General features: G+C 67.6%; 12 protein-coding genes. 11 read left to right on the top strand and 1 reads right to left on the bottom strand.

Annotated features, from left to right (window positions below; genetic code table 11):
- Positions 1 to 253: 253 nt before the first annotated feature.
- From N511_RS0116400 to recQ, 8 genes are all read left to right on the top strand, one after another.
- Entirely contained in the window at positions 254 to 2,083 is a 1,830-nt protein-coding gene (locus N511_RS0116400; protein ID WP_027680284.1) for a DUF2138 domain-containing protein, read from the top strand.
- Positions 2,080 to 2,784, top strand: coding sequence for a DUF1175 domain-containing protein (locus tag N511_RS0116395; RefSeq protein ID WP_027680283.1), 705 nt, complete (start codon positions 2,080 to 2,082; stop codon positions 2,782 to 2,784). Before N511_RS0116400 ends, N511_RS0116395 begins: the two co-directional genes overlap by 4 nt.
- 8 nt (positions 2,785 to 2,792) lie before the next feature.
- On the top strand, positions 2,793 to 7,577 hold the full coding sequence (locus tag N511_RS0116390; RefSeq protein ID WP_027680282.1) for an alpha-2-macroglobulin family protein: 4,785 nt from the start codon (positions 2,793 to 2,795) through the stop codon (positions 7,575 to 7,577).
- A gap of 6 nt (positions 7,578 to 7,583) precedes the next feature.
- Positions 7,584 to 9,314 (top strand): YfaQ family protein, encoded by a 1,731-nt coding sequence (locus N511_RS0116385; RefSeq protein ID WP_027680281.1) that lies wholly within the window; start codon positions 7,584 to 7,586, stop codon positions 9,312 to 9,314.
- 8 nt (positions 9,315 to 9,322) lie between these two features.
- Positions 9,323 to 10,114 carry a YfaP family protein gene (locus N511_RS0116380; protein ID WP_027680280.1) on the top strand — a complete coding sequence of 264 codons (792 nt, stop codon included), beginning with the start codon at positions 9,323 to 9,325 and terminating at the stop codon, positions 10,112 to 10,114.
- 10 nt (positions 10,115 to 10,124) lie between these two features.
- Positions 10,125 to 10,967, top strand: a complete 843-nt coding sequence (locus N511_RS0116375) for a YfaP family protein (RefSeq protein ID WP_027680279.1) — start codon at positions 10,125 to 10,127, stop codon at positions 10,965 to 10,967.
- 20 nt (positions 10,968 to 10,987) lie between these two features.
- Entirely contained in the window at positions 10,988 to 11,578 is a 591-nt protein-coding gene (locus N511_RS0116370) for a class I SAM-dependent methyltransferase (RefSeq protein ID WP_027680278.1), read from the top strand.
- Between the two features lie 112 nt (positions 11,579 to 11,690).
- A complete protein-coding gene (recQ, locus tag N511_RS0116365; RefSeq protein WP_027680277.1) occupies positions 11,691 to 13,604 on the top strand; it encodes a DNA helicase RecQ in 1,914 nt (637 codons plus the stop codon).
- Here recQ and N511_RS0116360 read toward each other — a convergent pair.
- Complete coding sequence (locus N511_RS0116360) at positions 13,601 to 14,521, bottom strand: LysR family transcriptional regulator (protein WP_027680276.1); 921 nt, start codon at positions 14,519 to 14,521, stop codon at positions 13,601 to 13,603. The two genes, recQ and N511_RS0116360, sit on opposite strands and share 4 nt — an antisense overlap.
- Before the next feature lie 99 nt (positions 14,522 to 14,620).
- Between N511_RS0116360 and N511_RS0116355 the strand changes: the two genes are divergently transcribed.
- From N511_RS0116355 to rpsG, 3 genes are all read left to right on the top strand, one after another.
- Positions 14,621 to 15,874, top strand: coding sequence for an MFS transporter (locus N511_RS0116355; RefSeq protein WP_027680275.1), 1,254 nt, complete (start codon positions 14,621 to 14,623; stop codon positions 15,872 to 15,874).
- Positions 15,875 to 16,171: 297 nt separating this feature from the next.
- Positions 16,172 to 16,549, top strand: a complete 378-nt coding sequence (gene rpsL / locus N511_RS0116350; RefSeq protein ID WP_003265519.1) for a 30S ribosomal protein S12 — start codon at positions 16,172 to 16,174, stop codon at positions 16,547 to 16,549.
- A 186-nt stretch (positions 16,550 to 16,735) separates the two neighbouring features.
- A complete protein-coding gene (rpsG, locus tag N511_RS0116345; protein ID WP_004634470.1) occupies positions 16,736 to 17,206 on the top strand; it encodes a 30S ribosomal protein S7 in 471 nt (156 codons plus the stop codon).
- Positions 17,207 to 17,228: the final 22 nt, after the last annotated feature.

Raw genomic sequence — 17,228 nt, 5'->3', positions numbered from 1 at the left:
CTTGCAACACCATCAAAGCCCGGCCACGTGCCGGGCTTTTTTTTTGCCCGTATTTTGGCTAGGCGCTGTGTGCAGACGCTACGCAACACCGGCGTCGCCCGATTCGTATTTTCTTGAGACGTTAACCCGCCTTAACATGCCAACCGCTATGATTTCGCGGTTATAGACCGGCACTTTTTACAATCTGCGCGCCCTCCAGCGGAGCAGGTTCCTGCAAGTCGCCGGCCCCTCCAGTCTTGCCGACGATTCCTCCATGAAGCTCACACGCAAGCAGATCGCCGTTGGTGCGGTCGCCCTGGTCGTTGCCGGCGCGGCGGTGGTGCAGATGGTCTGGCACCCATTTGGCCGCACGCGCGCGCTGCACGCCCGCCAGGTCCAGCTCGACCTCACCTATCCCGACGCCCTGATCGACAGCCAGAGCCTGTCGCAACTGCCGCGCGACGTGCTGCGTGTGCCGCTGCTGCGCGACGTGCTGACCGAAGATTTCGTCGCCTATTACGAAGGCAACGAAGACCGCCTCTCGGTGGCCGGTGCGCTGCGCCGCCTGGCGTACGAGCAGAAGCTCGACCTGGCCGAGACGGTGCTCAAGCACGTGTTTGACGAGCCCGCGCGCGTCATGCTGTGGCGTGGCCCGGACGACAAGCTGCGCTACTGGGTGCTCTCGATGCAGCGCAACGGCCTGGCCAAGGCGCTGGAAGCCGTCGCCACCGTGGCGACGAGCGATGCGCAGCTCAGCAAGGTCGCCGATGGACTGGGTGATTCGGGCGCGCCGGTCTATGCGCTCAGGCTTTCAGCCACGCGTTCGATCCTGATTGCCAGCAAGGGCGACCGGCTGATCGCGCTGTCCGAGCCGGGCATGCTGCTGGACAAGGACGGCAAGCCGATTTCCAAGCAGGCGAACGCGCTGGCGGCGCTGTTCTCTGACGATGCCGGCAAGCGCAATGTGCAAGGCACGGCGTACGCACTGCCCGCGCAGGAGCCGACGGGCCATCACGTCGTGGTGAGCGCCAACTATCTGTCTTTCGGTTATCAGCAGTATTTCCCCGGCATTGAAGCGTTGCGTTTCGACTTCGGTACGGCCAAGGACGGCGCGGGCAACGGCTGGCAGAGCGCCGCGCTCATCGACCCGGCCCGGCTTTCTGCCAAGTGGGACAACGCCGGGCTCTGGCGTGCCCTGCCGTCTGACCCTGCCGCGTGCGCGACGCTGCCGGTTGACTGGAAAGCCGCTGGCACGCTGCTGAAGTCCGTGGCCGGCGATGCCAAGGAGATCAGCGAAGCCGCCGCGCATGTCGGCGATGCATTTGCGGGCCCGGCGGCTGCGTGCTGGTACGGCAAGTCGTCGCTGGTGGCGCCGTTGTTCGTGGCGAAGCTGTCGTCGGCGTCGCAGGCTGAGGCGGTCAAGCCGGCGCTGGGCGCGCTGTTCGGCCAGATTGTCGGTTCGTACGAAGCCAAGGCGCAGGCGGACGACAAGTCCGGTCCGTACAAGCGCCTGCCGGTGACGACAAAGCAGGGGCCCGCCAACGCCACGCTGTGGCAGCGCCCGGTCAGCGCGCGCTACGGTACGGCGCAATCGGCCGGAGCCCCGTTTGCGGCGCAGCTGTCGGCCGATCGCTACTTCCCCGTCACGCTGGCGATTGCGGGCGATGTGGTGGTGTTTTCGCCGGACGCGCGTCTCGTCGAAGACGCCCTGGCGGTGCTCGCCAAACGCTTCCCCGCCGTGGCCGATAGCCTGCCGAAGGACAAGACCGATCGCATCGTCCTGACGATGACGCCCGCGTCGCTCGCGCCGCTCGTTCGCCGCGAAGCCGGGGCCGCGCTGCCCGCCGATCAGGAAGCGGTGTTCCTGAACGCCGCGCAGACGCATCTGTTCCCGAAACTCAAGGCGTTGTCGCGATATGCGCCGGTATCGCTGGCGCTGGACGGCGGTGTGCCGTCGGCGCGCGGTTGGGTGCCGGTGACGTGGCTTTCCAGCGGACGCGGCCTGCCTGCCGGTGGAGACGGAACGCCGCCGCCGGCTGACGCAACGGCAGCGCAAGCCCCTGCGGCGCTCGCCTCCGAAGACAACACCAGCACGCAGCAATGACCTTGCGCGCCCAGGCCGCCGCGTTGAACCGCCGCCGTTGGTTGACGGCGGCGGGCGCCTGCCTGCTCGCTCCGTCTGTACATGCGCTGTCGGGCTGGGCCGACACGGCGCCCGCCGATACCGATGCCCTTACTGCGGACCAATCGAGCGTGTTTCGCGCGTGGTTCGTGCGCATCGTCAACGAGCAGCTCCGCCAAGGCCCGACCCCGCGCTGGACGCACCGTGACTGCGCCGGCCTCGTACGCTTTGCCGCCGGCGAGGCGCTGCGCCCGCACGACACCCGCTGGCTGCGCGCCAACGGCATGCGCGACGCGGAATCCACACGGCAACTGCCGCCCGAGCTGAATCTCACGCCCGCCCAGCGCACGCTCACGCAGCGGTGGGCACGCTTCGATGGCAGCACCGGTGCGTATGTCTCGGCGCTTGGGCTCATCCAGCAGAACAGCCGCTTCGTCGCCAAGGACGTCAACCAGGCGCTCCCGGGCGATCTGCTCTTCTTCGATCAAGGCGACGACCAGCATCTGATGATCTGGATGGATCGCTACATCGCTTACCACACCGGCACCGTCACCCGCACCGACAACGGCCTGCGCGCGGTCCCGGTTTCTGAACTGATGCAATGGAAAGACTCGCGCTGGCAGCCGCAGAGCGGCAACCCCAACTTCATCGGCGTGTTTCGTCTGGCCTTTTTGACACGGTAGAAAAACTCATGCGCAACCGTTGGCTGTCGTTCAATCTCGTTGCCGCCGTCTGCGTGACGGTGCTGGCGTTGGTCACTTCGGTGCCCGCAGCGCACGCGGCTGACGCGCCGGAAGCGCCGAACCCAACGCTGTTCGACGTACCGGGCAGCGGCTACGAGCCGATCAAGGGGCAGCCGTTCTTCCTGCTGTCGGATGCGAGCTACGGCACCGATCAGGAAGCGCTGGTCCGCCTCGAAGCCCCGGGCCGCGAATACAAGGACGAACTCTCCCGCTACGGCGGCGCAGACATCCTCGTCTACCGCGTGCCGCAGCCGCTGGAGTTTCTGAAGGCGCAGAAGAACCTGCACCGCATCGACGTCAAGGCCAACTACACGGGCGAAGGCCTGGCCAACACGCTCGCCTATCTGTGGGACAACTGGACGCGCCAGGCCCGCCGTGCCTGGCAGCGCGTGTTGTCGTTCGCCACACGCAGCAAGGCCGTGGAGACCGCGCCGCAGTTCAGCATGGGCGACCAGATGACCGCGCCCACGCGCTTCTCGAACAACCCGCAATACGCGCCGCTCAAGGGCTACGAGCTGCTGGGCCGCTTCCGCTACCCGATCTGGGATGCCAAGCCGATCGCGCCGCCCAAGGACGTGAAGCTCGAAGGCAGCAGCAGCGAATGGATGCCGCAGAACGCCGGCAACGTGATGATCCCGGTCGGCAAGCTGCCAGCGGGTCTGTACATCGTTGAAGCCGTGATTGGCGCGTACCGTGCGCATACGCTGCTGTTCGTGTCGGACACCGTGGCCGTCACCAAGGGCACGTCGCAAGGGATGATGGTGTGGACGGCCGAGCGCAAGAGCGGCAAGCCGGTCAGCGGTGCATCGGTGAACTGGACAGACGGCGTAGGCGTGCTGGCCTCAGGCACCACCGAAGCGGACGGCACGGCCGACCTGCGCCACGTGTCGCCTGAACGCAGCTACGTGATCGGCAGCGACCGCGCGGGCGGCGTGTTCATCTCCGAGAATTTCTATTACGACAGCGAGATCTACAACACCAAGCTGTACGCCTTCACCGATCGCCCGCTGTATCGCCCGGGCGACGAAGTCAGCGTCAAGTTCATCGGTCGCAACTTCAAGAACGCAACCGAGTCGACCGCGCCGGCGGCCGGCGACATCAAGCTGCAAGTGCTCGACCCGAATGGTGCGCCGGTGGCTACGACGACCACGCGCCTGACGGGCGAGACGGGCGCTGACGCGCGCTTTACGCTGCCGTCCAACGCGCCGGCCGGCGGCTACTCGCTGCGCTTCGACTACAACGGCGGCACATACGGCGGCGCCTTCCGCGTGGCCGAATACATCAAGCCGCACTTTGACGTGAACCTGTCGCTCGACAAGGCCAGCTACGGCACGGGCGAAGCGGTCAAGGGCAAGATCAGCCTGCGCTATCCGGACGGCAAGCCGGTCAAGAACGGCAAGGTGTCGGTCAGCCTGCGCGCGCAACAGGTGACGATGGTGGAAGGCGAGCTGCGTTACGCGGGCCTGTTCCCCGTCAAGCTGGAGCAGCAGGAGCTTGTCACCGATGGCGACGGCAACGCCAAGCTGGAACTGCCCGCCGCCAAGGAACCGAGCCGCTACGTCGTGACCGTGTTTGCCAACGATGGCGCGGCGTACCGCGTGAAGGTCACGCGCGAATTGCTGATCGCCCGTGGCGCAACGCCGTACAAGCTGTCGACCACGTCGAACTTCACCACGCCGGGGCAGAACGTGTCGTTCACGCTCACGCCGATGCCGGTGGTGGGTGGCGCAAGCGGTGCCAGCGCGCCGCCCGCCAAGTGGGACCTGGTGCGCCTGGAAACGCGTACCCGCACCGAAGGCACGCTCGCGCCGGATGCCAAGGGCAACGCCACGTTCCCGGTCAAGTTTGACCAGCCGGGTTCGTACACGCTGTCGGTGCGTGATGCTGCTGGCAACCTGCTCGCTGCATCGAGCCACTGGGTGGCGGGCGACGGCGTGCAGACCGTGCCCGGCAACATCGAGATGGTGTTCGACCGCGATCGCTACCAGATTGGCGACACGGCCGAGGCGCTGATCACGTTCCCCCTGCCGGTGGACGACGCGCTGCTCACGCTCGAGCGCGACAAGGTCGAGCGCCACGCGCTGCTCACGCGCGGCGGCGAATGGCTGAGCCTGCAGAAGGTCACGCCGTCGCAGTACCGCGCGCGCATCAAGATCGGTGCAGAGTTCGCGCCCAACATGACGTTCTCGGTGCTGTACGTGCGCGACGGCGACATGGTGTTCCAGAACGCCGGCATCGTCGTCACGCAACCGACGCTGGACCTGGGCGTGCATGCGGACAAGGCCGTCTACGCGCCGGGCGAGACCGTCACGCTGGACCTGACCAGCGCGCTGGCGGGCAAGCCTGTGCCGGCCAACCTGACTGTCTCGGTGGTCGACGAAATGATCTACGTGCTGCAGCCTGAAGTGGCGCCCAGCATCGTCGACTTCTTCTATCACCCGCGCCGCAACAGCGTGCGCACCACGTCGAGCCAGAGTTTCATCAGCTATGACCTCGCGCTCGCCTCGCTGCCGGGCAAGCCGGGCGGCACGTACGGCCGTCACAACGAGCGTGGCGTGAAGGTGCTCGAACGCCCGCGCCGCGACGAGAAGGACACCGCTGCCTGGGTCGCCAACCTGCAGACCGGCGCCGATGGCCGTGCGCGCATGACCTTCAAAATGCCGGATTCGCTGGCGCGCTGGCGCATCACGGTGCGCGCGGTGTCCACGACCGGCGCATCGGACGGCATCGTTGGCCAGCGCACGGCGAGCATCCGCTCCGACAAGCCGCTGTACCTGAAGTGGACCGGCCCGCAGCGCTTCCGCGAAAGCGATCAGCCGCGCCTGGACATGGTCGCCTTTAACCAGACCGACAAGGACATCACCGCCGACTGGATCGTCTCGGGTGCTGGCCTGAACATCAACCAGCGCGTGACGCTCAAGCGCGGCGCCAACTACCTGCACGCGCCCGTCACGGCGCTGCAGGCGGGTGTGGTGAATGCCGAGCTGAAGCAGGACGACAAGGTTTCGGACCGCCTGCAGACCACGCTCAAGCTGGATGCGACCGGCTGGCTGGCGGACCGCGAAAACGTCGTCCCGCTCACGCAGCTGCAAGGCACGCACCTCCCGCTGGGCCTGCCCGCCGATGCGCGCGACGTGCGTCTGCGCGTGGTCGGCAACACGGCCAGCCAGTTTGCTCGTGTGGCCGATGACCTCATCGAATATCCGTACGGTTGCGCCGAGCAGACCGCCAGCCGCCTGATCCCGCTGGCACTGGCCCAACAGAGTCTGGCGGCCACCGGCACGCGCCTCGGCGACGGCGGCCCAGCCGGCACACAAGGCGTCGACGCGCTGCTGCGCACGCAACGCCAGCGTCTGGCACTGCTGGCCGGCACCAACGGCACCTTCGGCTGGTGGGGCGAGCTGACCACCAGTAGCGCGCTGATCACGTCGTATGCGTATTACGCGGATTGGCTTGCCAGCCGCTCGGTCGGCATCAGCCTGCCGGCAGACAACTGGAAGCAGGTGCTCGAAGCCTACAAGCGCACCAGCCAGAACGAGCCGCTGCTGCACCGCGCGCTGGCGCTGTGGTTTGCCAACGAGATGGGCTTGCCCGTGGCGACGCCGCTGTCGGGCGTGGCGAACGAGCTTGCACCCAGCGGCGGCAAGGCCGCCAAGGCGTCGGCCGACGCCGACCCCGCCGCGGGCGACAGCCTGATCTTCGTGGCGCCGGATTCGCCGCGCGGCCGTCAGGTGGCGACGGTGCTGACGGCACAGCTGATGCGCCAAGTCGGCCAGCCGGTGCCGGAAGCGCTGGTCTCCGCTGACATCGCGGCGCGCAATGCGTTGGCTGCCGACAATTCCCCGCTGGTGCAAAGCCTGCTGCTGATGGGCGGTGGCCGCTCGGCTGCCGACCCGGCACCGCTGCTGGCCCGCGCCAGCGCCGCCATGCCGACGATGGATCGCGCGGTGGCGCTGGTCTGGCTGCAGAAGGGTTTGGGCGGCCTGCAAGGCGCCAGCGTTGCGACCCTCCAGCCGGCCGTCTCGGCGGGCGGCTGGCAGGCGACGCGCTCGCCGGTCGGTGTGCCGACGTGGCGCTGGACCGGCGCGCAAGCCCCCGCCGCGCTGGACCTGACGACGGCGCCGACCGATGTGACCACGCAATCGGCCATCGTGTCGTACCGCAGCCGCGCCGCCGAGGCCTCCAAGCTGCCGATCACGGTGGAGCGCAAGCTGTACCGTCTGGAGCCGATCGATTCGGCACCGGCCAAGCCGGACCCGAAGGCGCCCAAGCAGCCGGCGGCCGACACCAGCAGCAGCGGCATCGCCTTTACCGCCAAGCCGGTCAAGCCGGGCGACACGCTCGACAGCAACGCGCTCTACGTCGACGAGGTCGTGCTGACGCCGCGCCAGGGCACGTACCGCTACGGCCTGGTCGAGGTGCCGCTGCCGCCGGGCGCCGAAGTGGAAGCCACCACGTGGGGCATCCAGATCGACGGGCTGAAGGGTGAGCCGAACGAAGGCAACGGCGCGCAGGCGTTCGAGCGCAAGGCCGCGTATGAAATGGGCCAGCTCTCGTACAACCAGCCGGTGCCCGCCCTGGAGCGCCCGACCGTGCTGCGCCAGCTGGTGCGCTTCTCGCTGCCGGGCCGCTTTGCGCTGCCGCCGGTGCGCTACTTCCGCATGTACCAGCCGGAAGCCAAGGCGTTCCAGGGCGACGGCAAGACGGCCAGCTATCCGTTCAAGGTGGAGTGATCGGCGATGCTTTCCCGCCTGCTCGCGCGTGGTGTGCTGACCGGCCTGCTCTGGGCTGCCGGCGCCTGCGCGCTTGGCGGGCAGGCTGGGCACGCTGTCGCCGCGCCGGTTGGCCAGCCGATTCCGCCACTGAAATATGCCGCGTTGCAGGGCGATGACGCCAAGCTCTGGCAGTTCAGCGCTGACCCTGCCGGCGGCGTGCCGCAAGCCACCGCGTTGCCGCGCGACACCGAAACACCGCTCGGCAGCGTCTGGAAGCTTTTCGTCTACAGCTACCTCGTCTCGCGCCGCCTCAGCACGCCCGACTACACGTGCCACGGTAACGACCCCGAAGAGGTCTACTGCTGCACCGCCGGCAACAGCATCGACCGCGAGCGCGCGCTCATCCAGTCGTGCGGACGCTATTTCGAACCGGCGCGTCTCGGGCTGGACCGCGCGGATTGGCGGCGCTTCTGGCAGCAAGCCGGGTCGCCAACGTGGCTGCGCGAGCTGCGTGCCATGCAGCCGACGCATCGCGTGCCGGTCGCCGATCTGCTCACCGCGCTGCGCAGCGTTCCGGCCGATGGGCGCGAAACGGCTGCGCAAACGCTCGTCTCTGTGCTGACCGTGGGGCGTGGCGAGGGCACGGTGTCGGACTTCGGCGGGCTGCTGCGCGCCAAGACCTGGACGATGCCCGACCCGCAGCGGCCCGGCGCGTCGATCGGCGGGGCAGCAGGCTGGCTGGCCGACGGCACGCCCGTCTGGCTCGGCGGTGCCGGGTCGAGCAACCAGGTGCTGGCCGCTGCCGCACCGCGCTTGACGCCGCTGATCGAACAGACGCCCGTGCCCGACGACGATGCCTGTGTCGTGGTGGACTTCTTTGCGCGCTATCCGATTCGCGAGGTGCGCGACGCCAGCGGCAAGCCGGTCGCCGCCGGTCGCCTGGAAGGCCGCTACGCCGTGCGCTTCGTCAACGGCAACACGTTGCCGATCGAGAGCCGGGGCGAGTTGACGCTCGCGCGCCCGAACAACGTGCCTGTCATCACTGGCCGCCTGGGCATGAACGACTACGTGGCGCGTGTGGTCGAGCGCGAAGGCGAGCTTGCCGAGCCCCAGGCCGCGCGTGCGTTGGCCGTGGCGGCGCGCAGCTACCTCGTGCAGCACGCCTCGCGTGACAAGGGCTGCTACCGCATCGCCGACAGCTCGCGCACGCAGCGCGTGCTGCCGCGCCCGCCGCAGGCCGCTGCGCGCAACGCAGCCGAATTTACCGATGCGCTGGTGCTGACCGGCCAGTCCGTGCAGTACCACGGCACCATCAGCGCGCGCGGCCAGATGAGCTGGACCGCGGCGCGCGCCGCCGCGCAACGCGGCCAGGGGTTCGACGCGATCCTCGCGCAGTGGTGGCCGCAGGCGACGCTCACGTCGTTCCAGAGCCCGGTGGCCGGCGATTGCTCGCCGGTGGCGGGTGCGCAGCAGTGGCTGCAGGCGCGCGCGCCGGGTTGGTCGGCCCGCCTGGCTGCCGAGCCAGGCTACGAGGCACCGCCGCTGCCCGCCGTGTGCGTCGTGCATGAGGGCCGGCCGTACGCTGATGCACGCCGCAATCGGCTCTACGTGCACCGGCTCGCGACCGAGGAAGACCGCATCGCGCTGACGCACGAATATCTGCACCTTGCCTTTGCGCGCCACCCGCGCGGGCAGGACGAACAGTTTGTCGAGGCGATGGCGCGTCGCCTGATCCGAGGGGAGGGTTTGCTGTGAAGAGTGGGATGACGCGCTTGGCGCTGGGCACCATTGCGCTGCTGCTGGCCGCTTCGGCACTGGCTGAGCCGGTGGCCGATCTGGAAGGGCCGATCGGCGGATGGCGCAACAGCAAGCTGACCAACGAGCTGGAGCAATACACCGCGGCGTATCCAAAACCGCCCGTGGACCGCGGCGCGCAAAAGTACCGCACGCTCATCGCCGGACGCATTCGCGCGGCCGGCAGGCAGCGCCGCCCGCCGGTGCTTGTCGTCAACGGCAACGCCATGCCGCTGTATGGCGATGGCGAAGGCCGCTTCGCCCGTCCCTGGGCGTTCGGCCCCGGCTCGAACAGCGTCGAAATCGTCAGTGCCGACGGCCAGTCGCGCCAACGCCTGCAGTTCTACGAGGCCGACACCACCAAGACGTCGGCCAAGCTGCGCGCCGTCCTCACGTGGGACGACCCGCGCGCCGAGGTCGACATGCACGTCATTTCGCCGATTGGCGATCACGCGTTCTGGGCGCAACCGCTGCTGTCCGACGGCGGCGGCCTTGACGTGGACAGCGTCGACGGCGCCGGGCCGGAGATTTTCTCGACCGCCGCGCCGCGCCCCGGCGTCTGGCTGTTCTACGTGAACTACTGGGGCAACTTCAACGCCGGCGGCTACAACTTCGACGAAAAAGCGCACGACCGCGATCTCATCACCGCGCAACTGACGCTGATCTATAACGAGAACACGCCCAACGAGCGGCGCGAGTTCGTCAGCGTGCCGCTGCGCAAGATCGGCGAGCTGGCGCTGATGAAATCGATCCGCTTCTGACGTGACCCACATGACGCCTTCCACTTTCCGTCTCGCCGTCGCCATTGCGCTGGCCACGTTTGCGGCCGCGGGCAGCGTGCTCGCGCAAACCGACACCGGCAATGTCGAGATCGCCGCGCCGCTCAACGGCTGGCGCAATTCGGCGGGCGACGAATCCCGCTACACGCAGGACGTGCATTACCCGGCGGTGTCGGTGTCCGCGCCGCAAGGGCAGGGCGTTGCGTCGATGATCGCCGGGCGCATCCGCAACCAGCCGAAGGCGGCCGCAGCAACCGACGAGAACAAGCCGCGTCGCCGCCGTGGCGCCGATGGCTCGTCGGTCGGTACGCTGATCGTCAACGGCGTGGCCATGCCCCAACGCATCGAGGCCGACGGCGCGTTCTCGCGTCCGTACGCATTTGGCGCGGGCAGCAACAGCGTCGAGGTGCGCAGCGCGCGCGGCGACGCCAAGCGCGTGCAGTTCTACGACAGCTACACCGGCAAGCAGCGTCCGCGTTTGCGCGTGGTCCTTGCGTGGGACACCGACGCCACTGATCTCGACCTGCATGTCATCTCGCCCGACGGTCAGCACGCCTGGTACGGCAACCGCGTGGTTGAAAACGGCGGCGCGCTCGACGTGGACGTCACCACCGGCTACGGGCCGGAGATCTATTCGAACCCGGCGCCGGTGCCCGGCACGTACCTCGTCTACGTGAACTATTACGGCAGCGGCAACGACCGCAGCGCAATCACCACCGCCACCGTCACCATCATCACCGACGAGAACACGCCGTCCGAACGCCAGCAGACGTTTGTTGTGCCGATGCGCAAGGCCGGCGATCTGACGCTGCTACGCAGTTTCACGATGAAGTAGCCCACACGACCGGAGTCGCCATGGACACGCAGACCGTTGCCGCCTACGACGCGCTCGCCGAAACCTTCGCGCAGGAATGGCGCGACCAGCCGGCGCCTGAAGACCTGTACGCGCTGCTGCGCCGCGAGTTCAAGGCAGGCGGTGCCACCGCCGACATCGGCTGCGGCGCGGGGCGCGAGGTGGCGTGGCTCAACGCCAACGGTTACCCGGCGGTCGGCTACGACGCGTCCGCCGCGCTGCTGGAAGCGGCACGCGAGCAATATCCGGGGCTGTCGTTCCGGCAGGCGCTCTTGCCTGAATTGGTCGGCATTGCCGAAGGCGCGTTCGACAACGTCATCTGCGAGACCGTCATCATGCATCTGCCGCCCGAGCAGATTGGTGCGGCGGTGCAGCGGCTGGTGTCGTTGCTGCGCCCGGGCGGCACGCTGTATCTGAGCTGGCGCGTCACGCCCGACGCCGACCAGCGCGATGGGCGCGGCCGGCTGTTCACGTCCTTCGATGCGGCGCCCGTGCGCGAGGCGCTGGCCGGCACTGAAGTGGTTTTCGACGAAGCGGCCGTTAGCCAATCGTCGGGGCGGACAATCCATCGCATCGTTGCGCGCAAGGTCTGAGCGCAGCGTTTCCGACAATCCGACTGTCCTGATTGACCGCCCCTCGGCGGGGTTTGTCACAATAGCGGTTTCGCCCAGCCCGCGCGTGACACCGCGCGCACCCGCCGTCCCGATGTACGACTCTCCCGCCATAGACCACGCGCTGCAGGCGCTGCCCGAAGACACCGCCGCCGCCACGCACGCGGTGCTGCACGATGTGTTCGGCTACAGCGCCTTCCGCGGCCCGCAGGCGGAAATCGTCGCGCACGTCGCCGACGGCGGCGATTGCCTCGTGCTGATGCCGACCGGCGGCGGCAAATCGCTCTGTTACCAGATTCCGGCGCTCGTGCGGCACCGCCGCGGGCAGGGCGCCGGCATCGTCGTGTCGCCGCTGATTGCGCTGATGCAGGACCAGGTGGCCGCGCTGGAAGAGGCGGGCGTGCGCGCCGCGTACCTCAACTCCGCGCTGACGGGCGCCGAGGCCGCGCAGGTCGAGCGCGATCTGGCGGCCGGGCGGCTGGACCTCGTCTACGTGGCGCCCGAGCGGTTGATGACGCCGCGCTTCCTCGAGTTGCTTGAGCGATCGCGCATCGGCCTGTTCGCCATCGACGAAGCGCACTGTGTGTCGCAGTGGGGGCACGATTTCCGGCCCGAGTACATCCAGCTTTCCGTGCTGCACGAGCGGTTCCCGCACGTGCCGCGCATTGCGCTCACCGCCACGGCCGATGCCGTCACGCGCGACGAAATCGTCGAACGGCTGGCGCTGACGGATGCGCGCGTCTTCCTCTCCAGCTTCGACCGCCCGAACATCCGCTACACCATCGTCGAGAAGGACAGCGCGCGTCAGCAACTGCTGCGGTTCATTCGCGCCGAGCACATGGACGGCGACACCTGCGACGCCGGCATCGTCTATTGCCTGTCGCGCAAGAAGGTGGAAGAGACCGCGCAGTGGCTGGCCGAGCAGGGCATCCGCGCGCTGCCGTATCACGCCGGGATGGATTCCGAAGTGCGCGCCCGCCATCAGGCGATCTTCCGCAAGGAGGAGGGCGTCGTGATGGTGGCGACCATCGCTTTCGGCATGGGCATCGACAAGCCGGACGTCCGCTTCGTTGCGCACCTCGATTTGCCCAAGAGCCTGGAGGGCTACTACCAGGAGACCGGCCGCGCCGGCCGCGACGGCCTGCCCGCCAACGCGTGGATGGCCTACGGCTTGGCCGACGTGGTGCAGCAGCGCCGCATGATCGACGAGTCCGATGCGGACGACGTGCACAAGCGCGTATCAACCGCCAAGCTCGAAGCGCTGCTTGGCTTGTGCGAAGCGGCAACCTGCCGCCGCGTGGCGCTGCTTGCGTACTTCGGGGAAAGCAGCCAGCCCTGCGGCAACTGCGATACGTGCCTCACGCCGCCGCAAACCTGGGATGCCACGCGCGAGGCACAGATGGCGCTGTCGTGCGCATACCGCGTCCAGCAAGCCAGCCGCGTGAGTTTTGGCGCGGGCCAGCTCATCGACATCCTGCGCGGCAACGCAACCGAGCGCATCAAGCAGTGGCATCACGAAACGCTGTCCACCTTCGGCATCGGCAGCGATCTGTCCGAAGCCGCTTGGCGCAGCGTATTCCGCCAATTGGTTGCGCAGGGCTTGTTTGCGGTGGACCACGGCGGCCATGGCGCGCTGATCCTGACCGACGCGGCGCGCCCCGTGCTCAAGGGCGAGCAGCCGGTAATCCTCCGTCGTCAGGCCGAGAAGGTGCGCGGCGCGTCGTCATCGTCGACGAAGAAGGAGCGTCGCGCCGATCCGGCCGCCGAGCTTTCCACCGAGGCGCAGGTGCGCTGGCAGGCGTTGCGGGCCTGGCGGACGCAGGCCGCGCGCGAGCACAGCGTGCCGGCGTATGTGATCTTCCACGACGCCACGCTCGCGCGCATCGCGGAGACCGATCCGGATTCGCGCGAGGCGCTCGGCGAGCTGCCGGGTATCGGCATGGCCAAGCTGGACCGCTACGGCCAGGCGCTGCTCGACGTGCTGGAGAAGTGCCGCGAGCAAGCCTAGGCGGACGGCGGCAATGGCCCCATCACGCCGGTGCGGCTCAGGTGATCGCCCAGAAAATCGACAAACGCCCGCACCTTCGGCAGCAGATGCACGCGTTGCGTGAAGACGGCGTGCAGGGGCACCTCGCGCGCTGTGTAGCTCGTCAGCACCGCCTGCAGCCGGCCGGCCGCAATATCGTCGCGCACGAGATACGCCGGCCCAAGCGACACGCCGAGCCCTGAACGCGCCGCCTCGCGCAGCACGAGGCTGTTGTTGGCGAGCATTGAGCCGGTGACGTGTGCGACGTGACGCTGGCCAGCAGCGTCTGTCAGCACCCAGTCGTACGGCCCGTCGTAGTTGGCGTAGACGAGGCAGTTGTGGTCGCGCAAATCCTCCGGCGACTGCGGAATGCCCCGCACGCGAAAATACGACGGCGCGCCGTAGATAGCGTGCGCGCAGTCCGCCAGCCGCCGCGCCACCAGCGACGAGTCCTCCAGCATGCCGATGCGGATCGCCACGTCGATGCGCCCGGCGACCAGATCCGCGTAGCGGTCGTTCATGTCCAGATCGACCTGCACGGCTGGGTAGCGCGCCTGGAATGCGCCCAGCAGCGGCGCCAGCAATGTCACCGCAAACGAGGCCGGCGCCGACACGCGCAACGTGCCGCGCGCCTCATCGCGCAAGGCGCTCACGGCCTGCTCCGCTGCATCGACGAGCGCCAGGCCTTCGCGGCTTTTCTCGAAGAACGCCGCGCCCGCTTCGGTGAGCGACAGGCGCCGCGTCGTCCGTTGCAGCAGACGCGTCTGCAACCGCGTTTCCAGCCGGGCAAGCGCCTTGCTGATCACCCCGCGCGACATCCCCATCGCATCGGCCGCCGCCGACAGGCTGCCGCGCTCCACCACCTGCACGAAGACCACCACGTCAGAAAGCCGATCCATATTTGCGCACGTATGGAAACAATATGGCGACAGAGGCTACCTTAATCTGCGCGAATCGACTGGCTAGGATGGGGTCTCCGACTCTTCGTCCCGCTCATCATGACCACCGAAGCCCCAGCCATTCCCAACACGTCCCTCGCCGACGCGCTCCCTCGCGGCGCCACGCCGCTGTTTGCCGCCGCCGTCGGGCTCATCGTCATCAACCTGTTCGGTATCCAGCCGCTGGTCGCCGAGATCGCCGCGAGCATCGGCTGGACCACGGCCGCCACCGGGCTGCTCGTGACCGCCACGCTGGTCGGCTACGGCATCGGCCTGTTGCTGCTGATGCCGCTGACCGATCTGCAGGACAACCGCGCGCTCGCCTCGCGCACGCTATGGGGCGCGGTGGCGTCGCTGGCGCTGACCACGGTCGCGCAGAGCGGCCAAGTGCTGATGCTGGCCGCCTTCGCCATCGGCCTGACGTCGACGGTCATTCAGATGCTGATCGCGCTGGCGGGGCGCCTGTCCGCAGACCATCGGCGCGGCCGCGTGCTCGGCGACATCATGATCGGCCTGAACCTAGGCATCCTGCTGTCGCGCCCGGCGGCCAGCCTGATCGCGGCGCAATGGGGCTGGCGTGCGTTCTACGGCGCGTCGGCGGTGGCGATTGCCGTGCTGGCCGTCCTTCTGCCGCGCGTGATGCCGACCTTCGTGCCGCCGCGTGCGCTGTCGTACGGTGTGCTGCTCAAGTCGTATGGCCATCTTCTGCGCAGCGAACCGGTATTGCGTCGCCGCGCCGCCACGCAAGCTTTGCTGATGGCGGCCTTCACGCTGTTCTGGACGGCTGTTGCACTGCGGCTGGCGGCCGCGCCGTTCCATCTTTCGCAGAACGGCATCGGCATCTTCGCGCTGTGCGGCGCGGCCGGCGTCGTGGCGGCGCCAATCGCCGGACGGCTGGCGGATCGCGGCTTGGTGCGTGTGGGCACGCTGCTCGCGCATGGCAGTGCGGCGACGGGTCTGCTGTTGGCGCTCGCTTCGGCGCTGCTGCCGGGCCTGAGCGTCCCTGTCATGTTGGTGATGCTGGCCGCCGCAGCGTTGTTGCTCGACTTTGGCGCCATCGGCGACCAGGCGCTCGGCCGCTACATGGTCAACACGCTGTCGCCCGAGGTCCGGGGGCGCGTGAATGGTCTGTACACCGGGGCGTTCTTCTTTGGCGCGGCTGCAGGCGGCGGTTTGGCCGGTGCGGCCTGGGCGCGCGCCGGCTGGATCGGTGTATCGGTTCTCGCGCTTGGGTTTGTGGTGGCCGCTGCACTCGTTTTCGTATGGCCAGCTGGTGCGCAGCGTGCCATCGGCGCCACACCGCGCCGCTGCTGACCGACTCGCCCGTCGCCAGACTGGCGGCGTGCTTGACGCTTGCAAGACAGCCCGCTATAGTGCCAGATTCGAGTTTTTGGCTTCTGGTTTCGCGCGTCCATGCCCGGCAAATGCTGTGCAAGGCATCTGAAATCAGACGGGCTCGCGCTCTTTGGTCTTGATCTGTTCCCGCAGGTCCTCCCTTCAGAGCGTTCTGCTCGCCACTTCCATAAAACCCGATTGCGCCGTCCGCCTCACATATGAGGCGTTCACGTTATGTGAGCCGGCGATTTTTCAAAAACCAAGCTGGATTGAACAATGCCAACCATCAATCAACTGGTTCGCAAGCCCCGCGTCTCGGAAAAGCTGAAGAGCAAGAGCCCGGCACTTGAGAACTGCCCGCAGCGTCGCGGCGTGTGCACCCGCGTGTACACCACGACGCCGAAGAAGCCGAACTCGGCACTGCGTAAGGTCGCCAAGGTGCGCCTGACCAACGGTTTCGAAGTCATTTCGTACATCGGCGGTGAAGGCCACAACCTGCAAGAACACAGCGTCGTGCTGATCCGCGGCGGTCGTGTGAAGGACTTGCCGGGTGTGCGTTACCACATCGTGCGCGGCTCCCTTGACCTGCAAGGCGTCAAGGACCGTAAGCAAGCGCGTTCGAAGTACGGCGCGAAGCGTCCGAAGGCGGCCTAAGTCGCCAGTGAGATCGCGCCGCTTTTGCGGTCACGGTCTTGTCATGAGCAGGCGGTACAACGGTGCGTTTTTTGACCGCACTGGCACCGTCGAGTAAGTGGTCACCCGGCTCAGATTGTTGGAAGACAAGCTAGTTGGTGGCCGGAGAACCGAAGCGGTTCTCAACTGAACAGAGAAGGAAAGAAGATGCCACGTCGTCGTGAAGTCCCCAAGCGGGAAATTCTGCCGGACCCGAAGTTCGGCAATGTGGAAGTCGCCAAGTTCATGAACGTCCTGATGCTGGACGGCAAGAAGTCGGTGGCTGAACGTATCGTCTACGGTGCGTTCGACCAGATCGAGAAGAAAGCAGGCAAGGCGCCGATCGAGGTGTTCACGCTGGCTATCGGCAACATCAAGCCGGTGGTCGAAGTGAAGAGCCGTCGTGTTGGTGGCGCCAACTATCAGGTGCCGGTCGAAGTCCGGCCGTCGCGTCGTCTGGCATTGGCGATGCGTTGGCTGCGGGAAGCTGCGAAGAAGCGCAGCGAGAAGTCGATGGCCCTGCGTCTGGCTGGTGAGCTGCTCGAAGCCTCGGAAGGCCGCGGCGGCGCCATGAAGAAGCGCGACGAAGTGCACCGCATGGCTGAAGCCAACAAGGCGTTCTCGCACTTCCGCTTCTAAGCGACGCGAGACGTTGTTGGTT

It is taken from the genome of Ralstonia sp. UNC404CL21Col (genome assembly GCF_000620465.1).
Taxonomy (GTDB): Bacteria; Pseudomonadota; Gammaproteobacteria; order Burkholderiales; family Burkholderiaceae; genus Ralstonia; species Ralstonia flatus.
Note: the sequence above shows the minus strand (reverse complement) of the source record. Positions and strands in the feature narration are given on the sequence as shown.

Excerpts from the sequence above, each read along its gene's own strand:
- recQ (WP_027680277.1), top strand. The coding sequence starts at position 11,691 with ATGTACGACTCTCCCGCCATAGACCACGCGCTGCAGGCGCTGCCCGAA.
- N511_RS0116390 (WP_027680282.1), top strand. The coding sequence starts at position 2,793 with ATGCGCAACCGTTGGCTGTCGTTCAATCTCGTTGCCGCCGTCTGCGTG.
- N511_RS0116370 (WP_027680278.1), top strand. The coding sequence starts at position 10,988 with ATGGACACGCAGACCGTTGCCGCCTACGACGCGCTCGCCGAAACCTTC.
- N511_RS0116360 (WP_027680276.1), bottom strand. The coding sequence starts at position 14,521 with ATGGATCGGCTTTCTGACGTGGTGGTCTTCGTGCAGGTGGTGGAGCGC.
- N511_RS0116395 (WP_027680283.1), top strand. The coding sequence starts at position 2,080 with ATGACCTTGCGCGCCCAGGCCGCCGCGTTGAACCGCCGCCGTTGGTTG.
- N511_RS0116385 (WP_027680281.1), top strand. The coding sequence starts at position 7,584 with ATGCTTTCCCGCCTGCTCGCGCGTGGTGTGCTGACCGGCCTGCTCTGG.
- rpsL (WP_003265519.1), top strand. The coding sequence starts at position 16,172 with ATGCCAACCATCAATCAACTGGTTCGCAAGCCCCGCGTCTCGGAAAAG.
- N511_RS0116380 (WP_027680280.1), top strand. The coding sequence starts at position 9,323 with ATGACGCGCTTGGCGCTGGGCACCATTGCGCTGCTGCTGGCCGCTTCG.
- rpsG (WP_004634470.1), top strand. The coding sequence starts at position 16,736 with ATGCCACGTCGTCGTGAAGTCCCCAAGCGGGAAATTCTGCCGGACCCG.
- N511_RS0116375 (WP_027680279.1), top strand. The coding sequence starts at position 10,125 with ATGACGCCTTCCACTTTCCGTCTCGCCGTCGCCATTGCGCTGGCCACG.
- N511_RS0116400 (WP_027680284.1), top strand. The coding sequence starts at position 254 with ATGAAGCTCACACGCAAGCAGATCGCCGTTGGTGCGGTCGCCCTGGTC.
- N511_RS0116355 (WP_027680275.1), top strand. The coding sequence starts at position 14,621 with ATGACCACCGAAGCCCCAGCCATTCCCAACACGTCCCTCGCCGACGCG.